Consider the following 20,658-nt stretch of genomic DNA (forward strand, 5'->3'; position numbering starts at 1 on the left):
TGGAGTTTTGATGTCAGCACACATCGGTGTCACCGGCCTTGCGGTGATGGGCGCCAACCTGGCCCGAAACCTTGCCCGTAATGGCTTCACCGTGGCTCTCCACAACCGCTCCGTGGAAAAGACTGACGCCCTGCTTGAAAAGCACGGCACGGACGGCGACTTCATCCGCACGGAAACGCTGCAGGAACTTGTAGACTCCCTCGAAAAGCCCCGCCGTGTACTGATCATGGTTAAGGCAGGCGCTCCCGTTGACAACGTCATCGAGCAGCTCGAGCCCTTGCTGGAGGCCGGTGACATCATCATCGACGCCGGTAACTCGCACTACGAGGACACCCGCCGCCGCGAAGCCGCGCTGGCCAAGAAGGACCTCCACTTCGTCGGCGTCGGGGTATCCGGTGGCGAAGAGGGCGCCCTGAACGGCCCGTCCATCATGCCCGGTGGCTCCCGTGAGTCCTACGACGCCCTGGGCCCACTGCTGGAGAAGATTTCGGCAAAGGTCGACGGCGAACCGTGCTGCGCATGGATCGGCACCGACGGCGCCGGCCACTTCGTCAAGATGGTCCACAACGGCATTGAGTACGCCGACATGCAGGTCATCGGTGAAGCGTTCGACCTCCTCCGTTCCGGCGCCGGCATTGAGCCCGCTGAGCAGTCCAAAATCTTCGCTGAGTGGAACAAGGGCGACCTGTCCTCCTTCCTGATCGAAATCTCCGCCGAGGTCCTGGGACACGTCGACGCCAAGACGGGCAAGCCGTTCGTGGACGTCGTGGTTGATGCCGCAGGTCAGAAGGGCACTGGCCGCTGGACGGTCATCTCCGCCCTGGAACTAGGCTCCCCGGTGTCCGGCATCGCCGAGTCCGTATTCGCTCGTGCGCTGTCTTCCCAGACCGAGCAGCGCAAGCTTGGCCAGGAATTGCTTGCCGGTGAAGAAGCCACGGTGGAGATCCCCGAGACGTTCGTCGAGGATGTCCGGCAGGCACTGTACGCCTCCAAGCTGGTCTCCTACGCCCAGGGCCTGGACATGCTGACCTCCGCTGCCAAGGAGTACGGCTGGGACCTGAAGCTGGACGAAATCGCTTCGCTGTGGCGTGCAGGCTGCATCATTCGTGCCGAGCTGCTCAAGGACATCACCAAGGCTTACGCCGCTGAGGAAAGACCCGCAAACCTGCTGTTCGCGCCGGCCTTCACCAAGGCTATTGCCGAGGCACTTCCGGCTTGGCGCCGCGTAGTAGCCACAGCTGTCCAGCTGGGCATCCCGGTACCGGTGTTCTCTTCCTCGCTGGCCTACTACGACGGTCTGCGCCGCAAGCGCGTTGCCGCTGCCCTGATCCAAGGCCAGCGCGACCTCTTCGGCGCCCACACCTACGGTCGCGTGGACACCGAAGGAACGTTCCACACCCTCTGGGGCGAAGACAAGTCCGAAATCTCGGCAGTCGACACCCACTAGCAGCAGCTTCCCGCCAAAGGCCGGTTCCACCCAGTTACGCTGGGGTGGGCCGGCCTTTGCTGTGTCTCACTGTTTGCCGTACTTCACTGAAGGAGACCAGCCATGGCATCCCGCATTGCGCTTGTCACCGGGGCCTCCACCGGAATCGGATTTGACACTGCCCTTGCGCTCAGTGCGGTTGGCTTTACGGTCTACGCGGGCGCGCGCCGTGTGGAGAGAATGGAACCGCTGAAGCACCATGGCGTCACCATCCTGCCCTTGGATGTCACCTCGGAGGAATCTATGACTTCCGCGGTGTCGCTGGTTGAAGCGGCCCATGGGCGGATCGATGTCCTGGTCAACAATGCGGGCTATGGTTCCTACGGCTCACTGGAGGAAGTACCGCTGGCCGAGGGCAGGCGCCAGTTTGACGTCAATGTCATGGGCCTGGCAAGGATGACCCAACTGGTAATTCCGGGGATGCGCAGCCTCCGCTCCGGACGGATTATCAATGTCACCTCCATAGGTGGCAAAATCCATGAGCCGCTGGGCGCTTGGTATCACGGAACGAAGTTCGCGGTGGAGGGAATGAGCGATTCACTGCGGCTGGAGTTGAGGCCACATGGAATAGACGTGGTCATTATTGAACCGTCGGGAACAGATAGTGAGTGGGGCACCATAGCGGGGGAGGGCCTCTTGCTTACCTCGGGCAATGGACCGTACAAGGATCAAGCACACATTGTGGCCGCCGCGCTGGCTTCGACATCCGCAACCGGCCACATGGTATCTACGCCTGCGACGGTTGTAGCAAAAACCATTGTTCGAGCCGCAACGGCAAAACGCCCCAGGACCCGCTACCCGGTGGGTAGGGGCGCCTGGAGCGTCTTGGCAATGCGCAGAATTCTTCCGGACCGCGCCTTCGATGCTGTCTTTTGGAACTTCTACCGAAGGCTGGCCGGCTAGATCCGGTATTCGATGTAGTACTCCGCCGGATCCACGGCTGGTTTGGTTTCGGATCGTGCATCACGGTGTCGCCACGTTGCGGGGATGCCGGTGATGATGGATTCCGCTGGGGCGTCCTTGACCACCACGGCATTGGCGCCAATAGCACTGCCGGCACCGATAGTGATGGGACCCAGGACCTTCGCACCGGCGCCTATGGTGACGCGGTCGCCGATGGTTGGGTGACGCTTGACCTTGGCCAACGAACGGCCGCCCAGGGTTACTCCGTGATAGATCATCACGTCCTCACCGATCTCGGCAGTCTCACCAATCACCACACCCATGCCGTGATCAATGAAGAACCGCCGGCCGATAGTTGCGCCGGGATGGATTTCGATGCCGGTAAGGAATCTTGCCAACTGGGAAATGAGGCGCGCAGGAAAACGGAGCGCCGGATTTTGCCAGAGCCGATGCGTTATCCGGTGTGCCCAAATGGCGTGCAGGCCGGAGTAGGCGAAAAAGTTCTCAAAAGAGCCTCGAGCCGCCGGGTCGTGGGACCGGGCGGCGTCGAGGTCTTCCTTAAGCCTTGCGAAGAAGCTCACAAAGACCTTTCTACAGGAAATGAAGGCGTGCCGGCGTTGTGTTAGCCGCGGATGTCGTCGAACAGCACAGTGGAGATGTAACGCTCTCCGAAGTCACACACGACGGCAACGATCAGCTTGCCTGCGTTCTCAGGACGCTTGGCCAACTCCAAAGCACCCCACACAATGGCGCCGGACGAAATGCCGCCCAGGATACCTTCACGAGCGCCGAGTTCACGGGCTACGCGGACCGAATCTTCCAAGGTGGCGTCCAGAACTTCGTCGTAGACGTTGGTGTCCAGGATTTCCGGAACAAAGTTGGCGCCGATGCCCTGGATCTTGTGCGGGCCTGGGGCTCCACCGTTGAGGATCGCGGAGTCCTTGGGCTCAATGGCCACAATCTGCACGCCGGGCTTGCGTTCCTTGAGGACCTGGCCAACACCGGTGATGGTTCCGCCGGTACCTACCCCGGCAACAAAGATGTCTACTTCACCGTCGGTGTCTTCCCAGACTTCCTCGGCTGTGGTGGCACGGTGGATCGCAGGGTTGGCCTCGTTGGCGAACTGCTGCGCCCAAATGGAGTTCTCGGTGTTGGCAACAATTTCCTGCGCCTTTTCGACGGCGCCGCGCATGCCTTCGGATCCGGGCGTCAGGACGATCTCGGCGCCGTAAGCGCGCAGCATGACGCGGCGCTCAGTGGACATGGTCTCAGGCATGGTCAGGATGACCTTGTAGCCGCGCGCTGCACCCACCAAGGCCAGGGCGATGCCGGTGTTGCCCGAGGTACCTTCGACGATGGTACCGCCTGGCTTCAGGGCGCCGGACTTCTCGGCAGCATCAATGATGGCCACGCCGATGCGGTCCTTGACGCTGTTGGCCGGGTTGTAGAACTCGAGCTTGACTGCAACGGTAGCGTCGAGGCCCTCGGTGAGCCGGTTCAGGCGAACCAGCGGAGTGCGGCCGACCAGCTGCGTGACGTCGTCGTAGATCCTTGCCATGAAAATTACGCCTATCTCTGAAGAGGGAATGCTGAGGTCAGCCTAACCAGCGGGATCGAAACCCCGCTAAGCAGTAAGCCACGCAGAGTAATATTTCCTGGCCTTTGCCAACTTGGGGTTGATGATCACCTGGCAATACCCCTGATAAGGGAACTTTGCATAGTAATTCTGGTGGACTTCCTCGGCTTCATGAAACTCGGGAAGGCGGCTGACCTCGGTCACAATGGGATCGGACCAGAGGGACTGGGCGCGCTCGACTGCTTCCTCGAACAACACCTTTTCTTCCGTGGTTGTGTAGAACATTGATGAACGGTACTGGGTTCCGACGTCATAACCCTGGCGGTTCAACGTTGTGGGGTCGTGGAGGGCGAAGAACATGTCCAGGATGACTTCTTCGGGAACTACGGTTTCATCGAATGTCACCGCCACGACTTCCGCGTGACCAGTGGTTCCGGAGCATACTTCGTAGTAATCGGGATTGCGGACGTGGCCGCCGGTGTAGCCGGACACTACCGAGCTGACGCCGCGGGTCTTTTGATAAACGGCATCAAGGCACCAGAAGCAGCCGCCGCCAAGTACGAAAGTTTTCATGTTCTCTTCAATGGATCGGAGGGCCTGATGATTCCCGCTTCACCTTACGGGAGAATTACGGTACCGGGGAGGTACCACGGAGTGGAGGCAACCTGTTGGGGGCTCAGTAGGGAAGAAATCCGGCTCAGTAGGGAAGAATAAGAGCATGGAAGCAGTAAACACCCACATTTCCGATGTGGATTCCGTCGAAGAGGACGAAACAGCGGACGCCGGCGGTGATCCGACGCTCGGTCAGGTTTTGCTGGCTGTTGAGGAACTCTGGCCGGAGTCCCTGGCTGAAGACTGGGATGAGGTGGGCCTCGTTGTTGGCCGCCCGAATGCTCCCGTCACCAAAGTTCTCTTTGCAGTGGATCCCACGCTGGCCGTGATCGATGAGGCCGTGGAATGGGGAGCGGACCTGCTGATCACCCATCACCCACTGCTGCTCAAAGGGGTGAATTCTGTGGCAGCCACGTCAGCGAAGGGCCTTGCCGTGCACCGGTTGATAGAGGCCGGAACAGGGCTTTTGACCGTTCATACCAATGGAGATTCAGCCGTTGGTGGCGTTTCCGATGTCCTGGCTGACGCCTTCGGCCTGGAGAATGTCACTCCCTTGACGCCGGCGAGCAACGGCTTGCCGGAGGAAGGCATTGGCCGGGTCGGGGACCTCCCGGACCTCGAGACGCTCGGTGATTTCGCTGCCCGCGTCTTTGAAATGCTGCCCGCTGTGGCAGGGGGAGTCCGGGTAGCCGGAGATAAAGATGGCCTGGTCCGGCGCGTTGCCGTTTGTGGTGGAGCCGGAGACAGCTTGTTCGACGCCGTTCGGGCCAGTAACGCTGACGTTTACGTCACAGCAGACATGCGTCATCACCCTGCTTCCGAAGCCCGTGAAGGCGCCACCAATGGCCGGCCCTACTTGATCGACGTTTCGCATTTTGCCAGCGAGTGGCTATGGCTGCCTACTGCCGCTGAAGCATTGGGCAACGTGCTCGCGGACCAGGGCTACGACGTCGAGATCCGTGTCAGCGGCACCAACAGCGATCCTTGGGACTTCATACTCACTCCCGGCGGGGACTAGAGTCTAGAAGGACATGGACAGCCCTGACGGATAGTGGCGGTTCGGCCGGACCTGATCCCCAGGCCCGGTGGCTAACAGCGGAGGTAAGCGTGGCGAAAGCAGCACCGGCAGAACAATTGAAATTGCTTGAACTGCAGGGTCTGGATGCCAAGCTCAGGTCGCTTGCCGGCCGCCGGAAAGTTCTGGAGACCGATCCACGCATCACCGACCTCACGGATGCGCTGAGTGTGGCCAACGGTGAGCTTGGCGCGGCCAAGGTTGCCGTCCATGACGCCGAAGCCGAACTCAAGCGCGCGGAAGCCGATGTGGAGCAGGTAGCAACCCGTATTGAACGCGACGAGACCCGGCTCAACAGCGGCAGCGGCCTGTCCAAAGACCTTGTTGCCTTGCAGAGTGACATTGCCTCCCTCAACAAGCGTCGCTCGGACCTGGAAGACGTTGAGCTCGAAATCCTGGAACGCTTGGACACGTTGCGCGAGCGTCAGGCCGCCCAGCAGGCGATCGTTGACGACATCCAGGGTTCCTTTGGCAGCATCCGGGCTGAACTCGATGAAGCCATCGCCGAGATCGCGGCAGAAGAAACAGTAGTTCGCGGGCAGCGAGCCGTCTTCGCAGAATCCCTGGACGCGGGAATTCTTGCCATCTATGAAAAGACCATTGCCAAGCGGGGCGTCGGCGCAGCCCGGCTGTTCCACGGCAAGTCCGAAGGCTCCGGCATGATGCTCAGCCCCGGCGACCTCGCAGAGGTCAAAGCCGCAGCTGAGGACGATATTGTCTTTTGCCCGGATTCAGGTGTCATCCTGGTTCGCTCGGCGGAGTGGAACTGACTCAGCCCGGCTTCAGTTGCAGCGGCTAAGTCAACTGGACAGGATGATGTTCAGCGCGTGCGGCTTGCGGGCCGTGCCCTGAACGAGTTCCGTCGTCCAGATTTCGCGCGCAGCCTTCAGGAGCTGCTCCGGGGACGCCGGCGCCTTGCCGCGCCGGGTCAACAAGTGTCGTGCCAGTTCGCCGCGAGTGTGCTTGGCGAAGTGACTGACCACCGTCCGCTTACCGTTCGCCTCGTTGAAGACGTTGACGCTCACTGTCTGCGACGCCGGGGGAGTCCAAGCTGCGGCATAGGTGCTGGAGCGGCAGTCCACCAACAGTTCACCTTCGGCGCGTGAGGCGAGGGCAGCGTCAAGCTGCGGCTTCCAGTAGGTGGCGAGGCGGCCGACGTCGGGCAGTGCGGTTCCCATGGACAGCCGATAGGCGGGCACGTGGTCGCCAAAGCCGATTGCACCCCATAGGGCGGAGACCACCAGGATGGACTCGTTGGCCTTGCGGCGTTGCGCCGGTGTCATGCTGTTGTAGCACAGGGCGTCGTAGAGGACCCCTGAATAGACTTGATGCGCGGGTGCGGCCGGCTCGGCATGCAGCCGCGTATTGCGGTCGACGTCGTCCCGCAAGGAGGCCCCGACCCCCAGAAGCGCGAGTGCATCCTTATGCGCGCTCACCGTCCCCAGCGCTTCGAGCACCGTGGCCCGGTAGGGGTTCAGTTCAGGAAAGCTGAGCGAATCCCAGTTGATGGACGGGCCCGTGGCAGCGGGGGTCTTGCCTTCGGAAGGCGGCAGCAGAATCAGCACCAGTCGATATTACCGCCGGACTTTGGCACGTCCCGACGCCGGTAGACTGGACAACGGATGGGTCGACCAGGCGGTCGCGCGTCACGAAAGTGGCTCGAGGAACGTCCGGGCTCCGCAGAGCAGGGTGGTGGGTAACGCCCACTCGGGGTAACCCGCAGGCCAGTGCCACAGAGAACAGACCGCCTGCACGTTGTGATGTTTTGCATCACAGGGCAGCAGGTAAGGGTGAAACGGTGGTGTAAGAGACCACCAGCTCCCTGGGTGACCGGGGAGGCTAGGTAAACCCCACCCGGAGCAAGGCCAGACAGGACACGTTTGAGGGCTGCTCGCCCGAGTGTCCGGGTAGGCTGCTGGAGGGCGTCGGCAACGGCGTTCGTAGATGGATGGCCGCCACTCCCTTTCCGGTAACGGAAGGGATGACAGAACCCGGCGTATCGGTCGACCCATCCATTTATGACTCCCGCAAAACCGGCGTGTGAGTGATTTCACGCCGCCGGGCGTCTTCTACCCCCTCCTTCCGCCCTAGAATGGTTAGTGAACGTAGATGTTCTGCCGCCGGGACTGCGTTCGCAGCCGGCGGATTTTCTTTGCTCTCGTTCAAGGCGCTGTGGGTGGACCGAAGCCCGCCGGCGCATGTGCCGCAGGACTACTCCGGGCGGCCGCTGCCATCTGCATACGAGGACGTATGTGGTTGACCCAAGGAAGGTAGTTCTGTGAGCCAGACGTCAGATTCTTGTCTTGATAAGTGGATGGGCCGGGAGGCTCTCGCCGAGGCCATGATTCCGGTAATCGGCCGGTTGTACCGGGAAAACAATGTGGTCACGAGCATCCACGGCCGGAGCCTGATCAACAAGTCCACCATGAACATCCTGAAGGCCCACCGTTTCGCGCGCCGGATGAGCAACCATGAGCTGTTCCTGGAAGAGACTGCTCCGCTGCTGAACGCCCTCTCTGAATTGGAACTGGGCGCAGCAGCCATTGATATTGCACGCTTGACCGAGAAGTTCCGGGCCGAAGGCAACGGCGCCTCGCTGGATGAATACTTGCGGGCCGAGCTTGCAGAGATCGTGGGAAAGCGTGGCGCTGACGATCGCACCAGCACCGACGTCGTGCTCTACGGCTTTGGCCGCATCGGCCGCCTCCTTGCCCGCATCCTGATTGAGAAGGCCGGCGGCGGACACGGGCTGCGCCTTCGTGCGATCGTCGTCCGCAAGGGCGCTGAGAACGACCTCGTCAAGCGTGCTTCCCTGCTCCGCCGTGACTCCGTGCACGGTTCTTTCGAGGGCACCATCCGGGTGGATGAGGAAGCCAACACCATCACCGCCAATGGCGTGCAGATCCAGATCATCTACTCGGACAACCCGGCCACTGTGGACTACACCGCTTATGGCATCAAGGATGCCTTGGTAGTGGACAACACCGGCCGCTGGCGCGACGCCGATGGGCTTTCCCAGCACCTGCAGAGCAAGGGCGCAGCCCGCGTTCTGCTCACCGCGCCGGGCAAGGGCGAACTCAAGAACATTGTTCACGGCATCAACCACCGTGACATCTCCGATGACGACAAGATCGTCACCGCAGCATCCTGTACCACCAACGCCATTACGCCGGTGCTGAAGGCCATCAATGACAAATTCGGCATCATTCACGGCCACGTGGAGACGGTTCACTCCTTCACCAATGACCAGAACCTCATTGACAATTTCCACAAGGGTGATCGCCGCGGACGTTCCGCAGCATTGAACATGGTCATCACTGAAACCGGTGCCGCGAAGGCCGTAGCCAAGGCTCTCCCGGAACTTCAGGGCAAACTCACGGGCAATGCCATCCGTGTACCCACTCCGGATGTCTCCATGGCCATCCTGAACCTCAACCTTGAGAAGGGCACCACGCGGGATGAAGTCAACGACTTCCTCCGCGAAATGTCCTTGCACTCGGATCTCCGCAAGCAGATCGATTACATCGACTCCCCGGATGTTGTCTCCACCGACTTCGTTGGCTCGCGCCGCGCGGGCATTGTTGACGGCCTCGCAACGATTGCCAACGACAAGAACCTCGTTCTGTATGTCTGGTACGACAACGAATTCGGCTACTCCTGCCAGGTAGTTCGCGTCATGGAGGAAATGGCCGGTGTGAACCCGCCGTCGTTCCCGGCACGTGACGTGATAGCTCCCATCGCCGTGCTTGAAACAGCTGGAGCCTAAGAACTCTGAAGTATCCCCAGGTTTCCCGGCTGCGTCACTGGTATCAGCCGGGAAACCTGACCAAAATGGGTTCATGGAAAACGAATCAACGCTGGAACATGAAACCGCGCTTGAACACGCCTTGGACGTAGCAAAGGCCAACCACAAGCAAGCCCAAAAGCTCTTGGATCACGCCGTCGCAGCCAATGCGGCCGGTGACGTCACCGATCAGCGCGTAGAACAGCTGCGAAGCCTTCTCGCGGTGGCTACAGAGGACCTGCAGCGCGTAACCCGCGAGCAATAAGCCAACGGAGCACAACGCGGCCACCAAAGTACCCCACGGTAAGGGTGTGCCTACATTTGCACACCGTTACTTGTCCTCAACACCGTGACTGGTCCTCAACACTGTGACTTGTCCCCAACTCTGTGGACATCGGCTCTGAATGTCGGAGCTGTGTCCTACGCTCGTAGGACATTGCTTTCCCTCTGGATGGAGTCTCTTGAGTACCACTTGGTCTGCCTACAAACGCGCCCGCAGGAGGTCACGTCAAGCGTGGGCCATTCTTGGATTGGGCGCCGCAACCGTCGTCGCGGGCCTCTCCTGGTACTTCACCACCGGACAGTTCAATGCCGCTGAGCCCTGGGCGACCGGACCCAGCCAAGCTCCCGTCTTCAATCCTGACTGGATGAAGCCACTTCGGGGCGCGGCAGCTGTTACCCCTGAGAAGGCAAGCGATGCCTTGGAACGGCTCCCGGTAAAGGGGCGGGCGGCGAAGTCGGACTACGACAGGGCCGCGTTCGGCCAGGCCTGGGCAGACGCTGACCGCAATGGGTGTGATACCCGCAATGACATTCTGAGGAGGGACCTCGCTGGAGTTGAATTTTCGGAGGGTTCGTCCTGCAAGGTCTCCGGTGGTAGCTTCCGCGAACCCTACACAGGGGCGCAGGTAACTTTTCAAAGAGGTCAGAACACCAGCTCTGCTGTTCAAATCGATCACGTGGTGGCCCTCGCCGACGCTTGGCAGAAGGGCGCCCAGCAGCTCACTGTTCAGCAACGGCAAATGTTCGCGAACGACCCCCTGAATTTGATCGCTGCGGACGGCCCCGCCAATGTGAAGAAGGGCGCGGGTGACGCGGCGACCTGGCTGCCGGCCAATAAAAATTTCCGCTGTCACTATGTTGCACGGCAAGTCTCCGTAAAAGCGGCCTATCAGCTCTGGGTTACGCAGGCCGAAAAGGACGCCATGAAGAGGGTCCTGTCTTCCTGCCCGGAACAGCAGACCATTTACAGCGCCAGGTGACCGTGCCCGAGCTGCCAGGTGCCGCCGTCGTCGATCCGCTCCAGGACCACGCGCTGCAGTGAGGTTTCCCGTGGGAGCTTATCCAGGTCCTGGAGTCCCCGCTGCCTGAAGGTGAAGTAGATGGCGTCGGTAGGAGCATCAGTACAGCGATCCAGCGTGAAGCGACGGGCGAATGACGCGATGTTGCTTTCAGGCAGCCGCTTTACCAGGTACGGGTCCAACATCCATGAATCGCAGGTAGCTGTGCGAGCAGGCTTCTCAGGAAAATACTGTGGGAAGAAAGATCTGGCCTCCGTGAAACTGGCATCCACCAGGTCAGGGGAGAGGCCGCCGTCTTCGGGGATATGGACGCCAAGAACCCAGTCTAAGTCCTGGCTTTCGGCAGGCACCAGGTGGAACTGCAGACGGCCCAGCCGGAACAGATTTCCGGCCATATGCAACGTCAGCCAGGCCCAGGTATCCAGGCCAAACTGACCGTGGACCCGCCGGTTGAGCCGGAGCTGCAGACCCAGATCTGCCAAGGAAGCCGCCGACACCGCCGAGTCGATTCCAAGATCCAGATGGTATGCGTGAACTGACGGGGCAAACCGGAGGAGTGCCTCGATCCAGACACTCTCCACGGCGCTTTCATCCTGCCCGGCGCCGTCTGCCCGAATACTGTCTACCGGAAAGGTCCCTAGCCTCCCCTGCATTGCGGTGATCGCGCGCAGTACAGGCTCATCCGGAGGCGTGTCCAGAAGATGCGCACACTCAACCGCGTCTTCGCCGGTGATATCCAGGAGGTTGAAGAGCTTCGCGTGAGGGCTGGCGGCCATGGCTCAGTGTCCGAACGGATCGGGATCGACTCCAGGCATCCAGGTCAGGCCGGGCACGCCCCATCCGTTCCTCTTGGCCTGCTTGAGTGCCTTTTTCGAGTACCGGTCCACAAGGCGGTTGACATATAACTTGCCGTCCAGGTGGTCAAACTCGTGCTGTAGGATCCTGGCGAACCAGCCTGTCGCCTCGAAATCCAAAGGGTTACCGTCTCCGTCGAAGCCCTGAACCCGCGTCCATTCAGCACGCTGCAACGGATAGTATTCGCCTGGAAAGGAAAGGCATCCTTCAACGTGTTCATCGGGGTCGGGAAGTGCCCCTGAAACCTTGGAAAGCGTCAGCACCGGGTTGACCACCACGCCCTGCTCCGGAACGTCGTCATCGTTGGCATACTTATAGACAAAGAGCCGCTTGCCCACGCCGATCTGCGGAGCGGCGAGCCCAACCCCGTTGGCGGCGTCATTGGTCTCGAACATGTCTGCGATCAAGGTGCGGAGTTCGTCGTCGAATGCCTCCACCTCGCTTGCCCGGCGGTGCAGCACAGGTTCGCCCCAGATGGTGACTGGCAGGACGGTCATCTCAGTAATTCCTTCGTCTAGCGCTGTAGTGCGGTGGCGGCCCGGCCCGGTCGCGGCCTTGGCCAGGCGCGGCTCTAGCCCGCCCCGGGTTAAAAGCAAAGGCCGCACCGGATAACCGGTGCGGCCTTTGTGGAAACCGGCTCTGGAGCCAATCTCGGTGGGGTGAGCTACGGGGGTTGAACCCGCGACCTCCTGGACCACAACCAGGCGCTCTGCCAACTGAGCTAAGCCCACCATGTGCCTTTTGGGGCTGAACCGTTTGACCGGCTTTCCTTCAAGGCAACGACAAATAGCTTACCTGCTGTTTTGGGGTGCAAAGTCCACTTTTGCCGGTTTTGGCTAAAAAACCTCGAAAAATGGTGCAGATCACACCCTTTCGCTGGATTCCAAGGTCTCCGCGGTGGCAATGATGTCCTTGGAAATACGCTGTGCCGTGGCGGTGTCCGGTCCCGGCGCCGGCACGAAGACTGCCTGGCGGTAGTAACGAAGTTCGTCGATTGAGTCCTTGATATCGCCCAGCGCACGGTGGCCACCATGCTTGGAGGGAGACTGGAAGTAAGCACGCGGGAACCAACGGCGTGAGAGCTCCTTGATGGTGCTGACGTCGATGACACGGTAGTGAAGGTGTTCCACAATGTTGGGCATGTCCCTGGCCAGGAACATCCTGTCCGTTCCTACGGAGTTTCCGCCCAACGGAGCCTTGCGGGGATCCGGAACCCACTTTTCGATGTACTCAAGAACCTGTGCTTCGGCCTCGGCCAGGGTCTTTCCCTGCGGGAGCTCATCCAGGAGCTTGGAGCGGGTGTGCATGTCCCGCACGAAGTCGTTCATTTGCTCCAGTGCGGCATCATCGGGCTTGATGACGACGTCTACGCCGTCGCCCAGAATATTGAGTTCGGAATCTGTTACCAACGCTGCGACCTCGATCAAGGCGTCGTTGATGAGGTCCAAGCCGGTCATTTCGCAGTCGATCCAGACGATGCGTTCATTAGTAATAGGCACGCGCCCAGCCTATCGCTCAGTGGCTTCCAAGTGCTCCGATGGTACGATTTTTGAGCGCGGCAGTGTCGTTCATTCCTGTTGCCGAAAGCCCCCATGACGCAGAATTTTGACCCGAACACAGCGGGTGAACGATTGGATGACGACCACATGACGGTGCCAATACCCGCCGCCCAGTTGGCAGGGGCAGCAACGCCGTCAGCCGACGCCGTAGCCGGCGAGGTAGATAACGCACGTTCGCCATTAATCGCCGGTTTCATAGGTTCCATATTCATGGTGTTCGGTTCGTTGGGCGTTGGCTGGCTTGCACCGGTTTCCGAACTGCGTCGGTTGCCGCTCTTTATCTGGATGCGCACCGAGGGTGTGGGCGTTGGTCTATCCATTGTGCTGTTGGCCATCGGTGGCATGTTGCTGGTCCGCGCCTGGCTGCGACTGGGCCAACGCGTCCGGGTGTGGGGGCTGGAAGCCCGAAAGGCCACGCTGCAGGCCATAGTGGCCTGGGGCCTGCCCATGATGTTCACCGTCCCCCTCTTCAGTAGGGACGTTTACGCTTACATCGGCCAGGGCCGGTTGATGGTGGAAGGCATCAACCCGTATGAAAACGGTATATCCGCGTTGCCCAACTACTTCCAATTGGGTGCCGACAAGCAGTGGACAGAGGCGCCGGTACCCTACGGGCAACTGTTTCTCTGGATTGAACAGTTTGTAGTGTGGGTGACCAACGTTCAACCGGAAGCAAGCGTCATGCTCTTCCGTCTTGTCGCCGTCGTGGGGGTGGTCCTTTGCATTGTGTACGTGCCGAAGCTCGCGAAACTCCACGGCGTGAATCCTCACAGGGCACTGTGGCTCACAGCGGCCAACCCGCTCTTCCTTACTAACTTTATTGCCAGTGTCCACAACGATGCGTTGATGATTGGGCTGGCACTGGCAGGCCTTTATTACTGCGCAACCCGTCGCATCATTCCCGGACTGGTGCTGGTCACGCTGTCCATTTCGGTCAAGCCGATCACGGTGATATTCCTCCCCTTCATCGGACTTCTGTGGGCAGGCAAACACGCCTCCTGGCCGCGCAAATTCCTTTATTGGTTCCTGACAGCGGCGTTGAGCTTCGGACTTCTTTACGCATTGAGCTTGGTCAACGGCTTCGGATTTGGTTGGATCAACGGGTTGTCAGCGCCTGGAAGCGTAGCGATCTGGTATGCGCCCGTTGGTCTTCTCGGGTTGGCTGTCGCTTCGATTTCCAACGTTTTGGGGTTGGACGGCGACGTCATGGCCAAGGTTGTTTACGATGCCGGAAAGATCCTTATGGTTGCGGCCGCTGCATGGCTGATCTTCCGGGGGGACTACGACCGACTTATGCGGCGCCTTACGCTGGCATTTGCGGCCATTGTCCTGCTGGCGCCCATGATTCAGTCGTGGTACGTGGTGTGGTTGATCCCACTGTTTGCTGTGACCGGTATTCGCAACGACTGGCAGGTCAAGGCCCTGTACTTTGTTGTGTCATTCTTCATGGTCTACGCCATCTCGGACCAGTTGGATGTGTTCCCATACCTTCAGAGTGAAGACCTGGGCTTGGCGCTGTTGCTGGCCCGGATCGGCGCGGCCATCATTGCGCTGTTCTTCGCTATTTACCTGATCTTCATGGATCCGAAGACCAAGAGCTTGTTCCGGGTGCGGGACGAAGTAGGTTTGCGCCCTATTATCTGAGGCACGTCGTAGCTCAGTGCCTGCTGTTCCTCGCTCCTGCGATTCCTTGTTTTAGGTGGACTGCAACAGCCGTAAGGCCTCGCGGGTGGACAGCGGGCTCATGGTGGCCGCGTTGCTGGAAACGAAAGCCTTGACCCACGCAGGCTCTGTTTTGCTGTACTCGCGAAGCGCCCATCCGATGGCCTTGCGAATGAAGAACTCATTATCTGAGAGGTTCGAGGAGATAACCGCTTCCAGGAGGCCGGAATCAGTTTCCGACTTCGCCCCCAACTGTGCAGTGATAGCTGCCCGCCGGATCCACATGTCATCATCCCTGGACCATTGAAGAAGCGTCGGCGTCATGGTGGATCTGTGGGCGAGCAGGAGCCCACAGATCCGGTGCGCCACTCCGTCTACGAGGTCCCACCAAGCACCCGTCCGAATGATCTCTTCGTAGACGGGCAGCATCTGAAGGTCTTTCGTAACCATGCGCAGGCCCGTCAGGTCGATGGCTGCGTAACGCTCTTCACGGGCTTCAGCGTTGCGCCACAGCTCAAGAACGGCTTGTCGCAGGTCATCCGGCGATGTCGCGGGAAACTGCTTTGCTGCCGCTTTCACGATTTTGCGTACCTCGGGAACCCGGACACCCAAAGAAGGCATATCGGACTTCATATAGGCCTGCGCACCACGTCCGCGCTCAGCGTCAGCGGCCGAATGGAGAGCAGACCGAATGGAGTGCACCAGGACATTGTTGGTCATGCCACAACTCTAGGACGGGTGATGGATCAACAGGGTTCGAATGGTGGCCGAGGGAACCAAGGGCCTCGCTCCCACTGTGGGCCAGCCGTAGAGTGGGGCATATTCGGAAGCGCAGGTCCGCGTACGGTCAGTTGCTCCATTCACTCACCGCTGGCTCACGTCGGCAAAACCGGAGGAATCTCGATGTCAATACTGAAATCACCGGACCAGATTGCGTTGATGCGTGAAGCGGGGCGCGTTGTGGCTCATGCACTGTCCGCCGTGCGGGAGCACGCTGCCGTGGGTGTTTCACTTGAGGAGCTCGACGACGTCGCAGCCGCCGTGATCTCCGACGCCGGCGCAAAGCCCGCCTTCCTCGATTACCACCCGCGGTGGGCGGCAGTGCCGTTCCCCGGCGTGATTTGTACCAGCGTTAACGATGCCGTGGTGCACGGGATCCCGAATGGATATGTACTTGAGGACGGCGATTTGCTCAGCGTGGACTGCGGTGCCTTCCTGGAAGGTTGGTGCGGTGATGCTGCAGTCAGCTTTGTTGTGGGCACCGCAGTCCCGGAGGATCAGGGTTTGGTGGAAGCGACAGAAGCAGCACTTGCGCGCGGTATCGACGCAGCCCGCGTCGGCAACAAGATGGGCGACCTGGCCTATGCAATCGGCGGTGAGGCCAAACGTGCCGGCTTCGGGCTGTTGGCTGATCATGGTGGCCATGGCATCGGCCGGACAATGCACGCCGAACCTCCCGTTCCCAACCTTGGCCGGCCTGGCCGGGGCATGAAGCTCGAAGAAGGCCTGGTCATTGCCATTGAACCCATGCTGATCTTGGGCGGCAAGGACGACTACTACCACGACGAGGACGAATGGACTCTTCGTTCAGCAAACGGCCGGCGCTCCGCCCACAGTGAGCACACGATAGCTATCACGGCTGAGGGCCCGGTCATCCTGACGCTGCCATAGGCAACGCTTCCGGACCGCTGCGGCCAGCAACGCGGAGGATACGCCCGTGCGCCTGTGCTGAGGTGCCACGACGAAGCAACTAACCGCCCAGAGACTAGCGGGGTCTTCCGTGGGTGTAGCCGCCGTTGCCCCGAGTACCTGCGACCTTTTCAATCGCGGGTAACTTCGCCGGGGTTCTACTGCGCACCAACCGACTCGGCGTCCACCCCGGAACGCCAGGACGCCGGGCGCCGGACCTGTCCGGAACGCTGACTTCAGCAATACCCTACGGTCACCCGGCGATGAGCTGGCCCAGTCTTTGGCGGTAAGGGCGAACCACCGGCACCAGCACCGGGAGGGTTCGCCCTTGGTTCCGAACAGTTCCTCAACGGCCGCCCAGGTAGCCGGAGCCGTTTCGATCCTCGAAGCAGCATGGTTCTGTGCCATGGACCCAGAATAGGCCCGGCGTGCAGGGCTGGTCCCGCAGGCACCTGAGCCGTGGCGCGACGGTCAAACTCCGGCACCCACCAGTTCCCCGGTTGTGGTGTTGACCAGTAGCGGGCCGGTGCCGTCAGGGTTGTCCAGGTTGCTTGGGATGGACTCGTCTTCGGGCGGTACTGGCTGGTGGTCTTCGGAGTCCCACTCGTTGCTGCTGTCAGGAGTGCCGGGCGCTTCCACAGCAGGGGCCGAATCGGCAGGGGTTGAGGTGCCGTTCATTCGGGTGAAGTTGGCAGAGCCCCACATGAGGTCATGCCCTACTGATTCGGCATCGATTTCGGCCACATGGTAGACGCGGCCCTCATGTTCCCATTGCCGCAGGCGGAGCTTCCCAACCACGAGCACCCGTTGTCCCTTTTTGATGCTGCATCCAATGTGCCCGGCGAGGTAACGGAATGACTGGACTGTGTACCAGTTGGTGTTTCCATCCACCCAGGTGTTGGTAGTGCGATCGTAGCGGCGCTCCGTGGTTCCGAGGCGGAATGATGCAGTAGCCGTGCCCCGCGTTGTGGTGGAACTCTTGACCTCCGAGGCCACGAAGCCCCGGACGGTGATCATGTCATTCATTTGGTGGTCCTTCTCGGTGTAGGGAAGTGCCTGTCCGGCTCTTCCAGCTTCATCCAACGAAGACCGGCGGGGGAGTGCCTCATACGCGTATGTGAATAACCCCGGCCATACGACAGTTGTGGAGGAATAGAGGCAGTTGGGAGGGTGTGGCAAGTAGCTCACCGATCGCACTGTAAACTCTTTGTGGCGCCAGCGGCCCATGTTGGTAATGGCGCGAGTGCGCCCCAGTAGCTCAGGGGATAGAGCAGCGGCCTTCTAATCCGCCGGTCGGGGGTTCGATTCCCTCCTGGGGCACAGAAACATCCCCCTCGGAACAGCGTCCGAGGGGGATGTCACTTTAAGGCCTTGATTCAAGAAATTCCTTGAGATTCTGGAGTACCAACTCCCACATCCCAGTGGACTGCTCCACTTCCCTTTCACTCGAATTGTTGCCCTGCCTGATGGTCACTGTTGTTCCCTCAGACTCTTCGGTCACGTTGTAGGCCACAGTGTGGTAGTTCTCGGGAACGTCGGGGAGCCCCGACGCTGGACTGTAATGCGTGGTCTTCAGTAACTTCGGGGGATCGAAAGCAAGGATGACGCCTCTGTCCTGGTACGGCTTGCCGTCGTACTCGCCCGAGTACGTGATGGGATCGCCCACCCGCCATGTCGTGGTGACATTGGTTCCCAGGAAGTACTGCTGAATGAGCGTGGGGTCAGTCAACGCCTCCCAAACCTTTTCAGGCGGGGCAGCCACACTGGTCGATGCGACAGCATCCTGGATTTGTCCACTCATTGTGCAGCTCCACCTTCTGTCCGGCCCTGCGAAACCCATCTGAGGAAACGCTACGCCCGTCAGCACGCCAAGTGAATGGCACTCGTGTGCGAATGGCAGAATAGCTAGGTGATGAGCAGGCGAACCGCACAGGCAAACGGCAGGGCAGCAGAGGCAACGAAAGTTGGCGTGGCCGGAATGATGCTGATGATCGTTGCAGCCTTGGCGATGACGGCTTGCACGGCAGGGCCCGCGTCTTCAACCGTTCAGCCCACGGTTTCCCCCTCGAAGTCCGCCAGTCCGCAGGCCACCTCCACTGTTGATCCCGCTGTTGCGGCAACCACCTCGGCCGTGGAGTCCACGCTGAGAAGCTTGGTTGCCGGTAACCAACAGCCCGACCGGGAGACGTTGCGGGCAGCTTTGGTTTCTGCGGGCATCCCCAAAGACAATGTGGAGGTGTCCGTGAGCCGCACGCCCACCGGACTGGACGTCGACGCCATGGAAGCCGCAGCCCGGACGGGCGATAGTTGCATCATGGGGCAAATCCGCGATGGCGGGGTGGCGGTCACTGTGCTGCCCGTGTTGGCCTCGGGAAAATGCTTCGTGGGAGACGCCCGCTAGTTCCACCCCAGTGCTCGAATGTGAGTTATGTCCGCCTACCCATTAGATTTAAGGGCATGGCGGAATTCATTTACACGATGACCAAGGCTCGCAAGGCCGTTGGCGACAAACTTATTCTGGACGATGTCAGCATGTCGTTCTACCCTGGCGCGAAGATCGGCGTCGTGGGCCCGAACGGTGCTGGTAAGTCCACCATCCTGAAGATCATGGCCGGACTGGACACCCCTTCAAACGGCGAGGCCCGCCTGAGCCCCGGCTACACCGTGGGCATCCTCCTGCAGGAACCGCCGCTGAACGAGGAAAAGACCGTCCTGGGCAACGTCCAGGAAGGTGTTGGCGAGATCTATGGCAAGATCCAGCGCTTCAATGAGATCTCCGAAGAAATGGCCAACCCGGATGCGGACTATGAGACGCTCCTGGATGAGATGGGCAAGCTTCAGGAAGCCATTGACGCCGCGGATGCCTGGGATATTGATTCCCAGCTTGAGCAGGCCATGGATGCGCTGCGCTGCCCGCCGGCTGACTCCGATGTCACCGTCCTCTCCGGTGGTGAACGCCGCCGCGTAGCGCTGTGCAAGCTTCTCCTGCAGAAGCCTGACCTTCTGCTCCTTGACGAGCCCACCAACCACTTGGACGCTGAGAGCGTTCTTTGGCTGGAGCAGCACCTCTCCCAGTACCCCGGTGCAGTTCTTGCCGTGACCCACGACCGCTACTTCCTGGATCATGTGGCTGAGTGGATTGCAGAAGTCGACCGCGGGCACCTCTACCCGTACGAGGGCAACTACTCCACCTACTTGGAGAAGAAGAAGGCTCGCCTGGAGGTCCAAGGCAAAAAGGACGCCAAGCTGTCCAAGCGCCTTACCGAGGAACTGGAGTGGGTGCGCTCCAACGCCAAGGGCCGCCAGACCAAGTCCAAGGCCCGTCTTGCCCGCTACGAGGAAATGGCTGCAGAGGCCGATCGCACCCGTAAGCTGGACTTCGAAGAGATCCAGATCCCGCCGGGACCGCGCCTGGGTTCCCTGGTCATCGAGGCCAAGAACCTGAAGAAGGGTTTCGATGATCGAGTCCTGATCGATGGCCTCTCCTTCTCGCTGCCCCGCAACGGCATCGTTGGCGTCATCGGACCCAATGGTGTGGGTAAGTCCACGCTTTTCAAGACGATCGTCGGCATGGAGCCCTTGGACGATGGTGAGCTCAAGATCGGCGAGTCCGTGAAGATCTCTTACGTGGACCAGTCCCGTGGCGGCATCGATCCCAACAAATCCCTCTGGGAAGTTGTCTCGGAAGGCCATGACTTCCTCCAGGTCGGTCACGTCGAAATGCCTTCGCGTGCCTACGTGTCGGCGTTCGGCTTCAAGGGCCCGGACCAGCAGAAGAAGGCTGGTGTTCTGTCCGGTGGCGAGCGCAACCGCCTCAACCTTGCATTGACGCTCAAGCAGGGTGGCAACCTCCTGCTCCTTGACGAACCCACTAACGACCTCGACGTCGAAACCCTGGGTAGTCTTGAAAACGCTCTTCTCGAATTCCCGGGCTGCGCAGTGGTGGTTTCGCACGATCGTTGGTTCCTGGACCGGGTAGCTACCCACATCCTCGCCTACGAAGGTGACGACGAGAACCCCTCCAAGTGGTACTGGTTCGAAGGCAACTTCGACTCCTACGAAGAGAACAAGGTGGAGCGCCTTGGCCCCGATGCTGCCAAGCCGCACCGCGTCACGCACCGCCGCTTGACCCGCGACTAATTCATGTCGCTTGACA

22 protein-coding genes, 2 tRNA genes and 1 other RNA gene are annotated in these 20,658 nt (G+C 60.4%); 13 read left to right on the top strand and 12 right to left on the bottom strand.

The genetic code is table 11. The annotated features are described in order from the left end of the window. Positions 1 to 10: 10 nt before the first annotated feature. Both gndA and J7I86_RS00075 read left to right on the top strand, forming a co-directional pair. Positions 11 to 1,447 (top strand): NADP-dependent phosphogluconate dehydrogenase, encoded by a 1,437-nt coding sequence (gndA, locus tag J7I86_RS00070; RefSeq protein ID WP_214814708.1) that lies wholly within the window; start codon positions 11 to 13, stop codon positions 1,445 to 1,447. 102 nt (positions 1,448 to 1,549) lie between these two features. Beyond that, entirely contained in the window at positions 1,550 to 2,389 is an 840-nt protein-coding gene (locus tag J7I86_RS00075; RefSeq protein WP_214814710.1) for an oxidoreductase, read from the top strand. Here the strand turns inward: J7I86_RS00075 and epsC are convergent. The 3 genes from epsC to msrA form a co-directional block, all read right to left on the bottom strand. Then, positions 2,386 to 2,970: a serine O-acetyltransferase EpsC gene (gene epsC, locus J7I86_RS00080; protein WP_024817122.1), complete on the bottom strand. Its 585-nt coding sequence runs from the start codon at positions 2,968 to 2,970 to the stop codon at positions 2,386 to 2,388. The two genes, J7I86_RS00075 and epsC, sit on opposite strands and share 4 nt — an antisense overlap. Before the next feature lie 41 nt (positions 2,971 to 3,011). Further along, a complete protein-coding gene (gene cysK, locus J7I86_RS00085; RefSeq protein WP_024817121.1) occupies positions 3,012 to 3,947 on the bottom strand; it encodes a cysteine synthase A in 936 nt (311 codons plus the stop codon). A gap of 66 nt (positions 3,948 to 4,013) precedes the next feature. Beyond that, entirely contained in the window at positions 4,014 to 4,538 is a 525-nt protein-coding gene (gene msrA / locus J7I86_RS00090) for a peptide-methionine (S)-S-oxide reductase MsrA (protein WP_214814712.1), read from the bottom strand. Positions 4,539 to 4,683: 145 nt separating this feature from the next. On the opposite strand from msrA, the gene J7I86_RS00095 reads away from it, so the two are divergent. Then, positions 4,684 to 5,595 carry a Nif3-like dinuclear metal center hexameric protein gene (locus J7I86_RS00095; RefSeq protein WP_214814714.1) on the top strand — a complete coding sequence of 304 codons (912 nt, stop codon included), beginning with the start codon at positions 4,684 to 4,686 and terminating at the stop codon, positions 5,593 to 5,595. An 89-nt stretch (positions 5,596 to 5,684) separates the two neighbouring features. Next, a complete protein-coding gene (locus tag J7I86_RS00100) occupies positions 5,685 to 6,422 on the top strand; it encodes a zinc ribbon domain-containing protein (RefSeq protein ID WP_214814716.1) in 738 nt (245 codons plus the stop codon). 30 nt (positions 6,423 to 6,452) lie between these two features. Here the strand turns inward: J7I86_RS00100 and J7I86_RS00105 are convergent, their stop codons facing one another. Next, a complete protein-coding gene (locus J7I86_RS00105; protein ID WP_214814718.1) occupies positions 6,453 to 7,217 on the bottom strand; it encodes a YaaA family protein in 765 nt (254 codons plus the stop codon). A gap of 58 nt (positions 7,218 to 7,275) precedes the next feature. Here J7I86_RS00105 and rnpB point away from each other — a divergent pair. The 4 genes from rnpB (at position 7,276) to J7I86_RS00125 (ending at position 10,698) form a co-directional block, all read left to right on the top strand. Further along, positions 7,276 to 7,667: RNase P RNA component class A (gene rnpB / locus J7I86_RS00110), an RNA gene on the top strand. A gap of 263 nt (positions 7,668 to 7,930) precedes the next feature. Next, on the top strand, positions 7,931 to 9,418 hold the full coding sequence (locus J7I86_RS00115) for a glyceraldehyde-3-phosphate dehydrogenase (RefSeq protein ID WP_214814720.1): 1,488 nt from the start codon (positions 7,931 to 7,933) through the stop codon (positions 9,416 to 9,418). Positions 9,419 to 9,491: 73 nt separating this feature from the next. Next, positions 9,492 to 9,701 carry a hypothetical protein gene (locus tag J7I86_RS00120; protein WP_214814722.1) on the top strand — a complete coding sequence of 70 codons (210 nt, stop codon included), beginning with the start codon at positions 9,492 to 9,494 and terminating at the stop codon, positions 9,699 to 9,701. Between the two features lie 196 nt (positions 9,702 to 9,897). Further along, positions 9,898 to 10,698, top strand: coding sequence for an HNH endonuclease family protein (locus J7I86_RS00125; RefSeq protein ID WP_214814724.1), 801 nt, complete (start codon positions 9,898 to 9,900; stop codon positions 10,696 to 10,698). On the opposite strand, the gene J7I86_RS00130 is transcribed toward J7I86_RS00125, so the two are convergent. From J7I86_RS00130 to orn, 4 genes are all read right to left on the bottom strand, one after another. Beyond that, the gene (locus J7I86_RS00130; RefSeq protein WP_214814726.1) at positions 10,683 to 11,513 is read right to left on the bottom strand and encodes an acyltransferase domain-containing protein; all 831 of its coding nucleotides are present in this window, start codon (positions 11,511 to 11,513) and stop codon (positions 10,683 to 10,685) included. The two genes, J7I86_RS00125 and J7I86_RS00130, sit on opposite strands and share 16 nt — an antisense overlap. Before the next feature lie 3 nt (positions 11,514 to 11,516). Further along, a complete protein-coding gene (gene def / locus J7I86_RS00135; protein ID WP_214814728.1) occupies positions 11,517 to 12,089 on the bottom strand; it encodes a peptide deformylase in 573 nt (190 codons plus the stop codon). Between the two features lie 158 nt (positions 12,090 to 12,247). After that, positions 12,248 to 12,323 (bottom strand) — tRNA-His (locus tag J7I86_RS00140). Between the two features lie 132 nt (positions 12,324 to 12,455). Further along, complete coding sequence (gene orn / locus J7I86_RS00145; RefSeq protein ID WP_214814730.1) at positions 12,456 to 13,091, bottom strand: oligoribonuclease; 636 nt, start codon at positions 13,089 to 13,091, stop codon at positions 12,456 to 12,458. A gap of 147 nt (positions 13,092 to 13,238) precedes the next feature. Here orn and mptB point away from each other — a divergent pair, with 147 nt between their 5' ends. Further along, positions 13,239 to 14,795, top strand: a complete 1,557-nt coding sequence (mptB, locus tag J7I86_RS00150; RefSeq protein WP_214814943.1) for a polyprenol phosphomannose-dependent alpha 1,6 mannosyltransferase MptB — start codon at positions 13,239 to 13,241, stop codon at positions 14,793 to 14,795. 51 nt (positions 14,796 to 14,846) lie between these two features. Here the strand turns inward: mptB and J7I86_RS00155 are convergent, their stop codons facing one another. After that, a complete protein-coding gene (locus J7I86_RS00155) occupies positions 14,847 to 15,533 on the bottom strand; it encodes a DNA alkylation repair protein (protein WP_214814732.1) in 687 nt (228 codons plus the stop codon). 183 nt (positions 15,534 to 15,716) lie between these two features. Here J7I86_RS00155 and map point away from each other — a divergent pair, with 183 nt between their 5' ends. Then, entirely contained in the window at positions 15,717 to 16,484 is a 768-nt protein-coding gene (gene map, locus J7I86_RS00160) for a type I methionyl aminopeptidase (RefSeq protein ID WP_214814734.1), read from the top strand. Here the strand turns inward: map and J7I86_RS00165 are convergent. Together J7I86_RS00165 and J7I86_RS00170 are read right to left on the bottom strand one after the other, a co-directional pair. Then, positions 16,401 to 16,910, bottom strand: a complete 510-nt coding sequence (locus tag J7I86_RS00165) for a GNAT family N-acetyltransferase (RefSeq protein WP_214814736.1) — start codon at positions 16,908 to 16,910, stop codon at positions 16,401 to 16,403. The genes map and J7I86_RS00165 overlap by 84 nt on opposite strands. A gap of 63 nt (positions 16,911 to 16,973) precedes the next feature. Beyond that, positions 16,974 to 17,528, bottom strand: coding sequence for a single-stranded DNA-binding protein (locus tag J7I86_RS00170; protein ID WP_214814738.1), 555 nt, complete (start codon positions 17,526 to 17,528; stop codon positions 16,974 to 16,976). Between the two features lie 221 nt (positions 17,529 to 17,749). On the opposite strand from J7I86_RS00170, the gene J7I86_RS00175 reads away from it, so the two are divergent. After that, positions 17,750 to 17,822: transfer RNA gene (locus J7I86_RS00175), tRNA-Arg, on the top strand. A gap of 43 nt (positions 17,823 to 17,865) precedes the next feature. Here the strand turns inward: J7I86_RS00175 and J7I86_RS00180 are convergent. Continuing rightward, a complete protein-coding gene (locus J7I86_RS00180) occupies positions 17,866 to 18,303 on the bottom strand; it encodes an SRPBCC domain-containing protein (RefSeq protein WP_214814740.1) in 438 nt (145 codons plus the stop codon). Positions 18,304 to 18,414: 111 nt separating this feature from the next. On the opposite strand from J7I86_RS00180, the gene J7I86_RS22565 reads away from it, so the two are divergent. Continuing rightward, complete coding sequence (locus tag J7I86_RS22565; protein ID WP_286179072.1) at positions 18,415 to 18,903, top strand: DUF6993 domain-containing protein; 489 nt, start codon at positions 18,415 to 18,417, stop codon at positions 18,901 to 18,903. A 56-nt stretch (positions 18,904 to 18,959) separates the two neighbouring features. Beyond that, entirely contained in the window at positions 18,960 to 20,642 is a 1,683-nt protein-coding gene (ettA, locus tag J7I86_RS00190) for an energy-dependent translational throttle protein EttA (protein WP_105693031.1), read from the top strand. Positions 20,643 to 20,658: the final 16 nt, after the last annotated feature.

The sequence above is a fragment of the Arthrobacter sp. ISL-95 genome, assembly GCF_018613695.1.
Classification (GTDB): Bacteria; Actinomycetota; Actinomycetes; order Actinomycetales; family Micrococcaceae; genus Arthrobacter.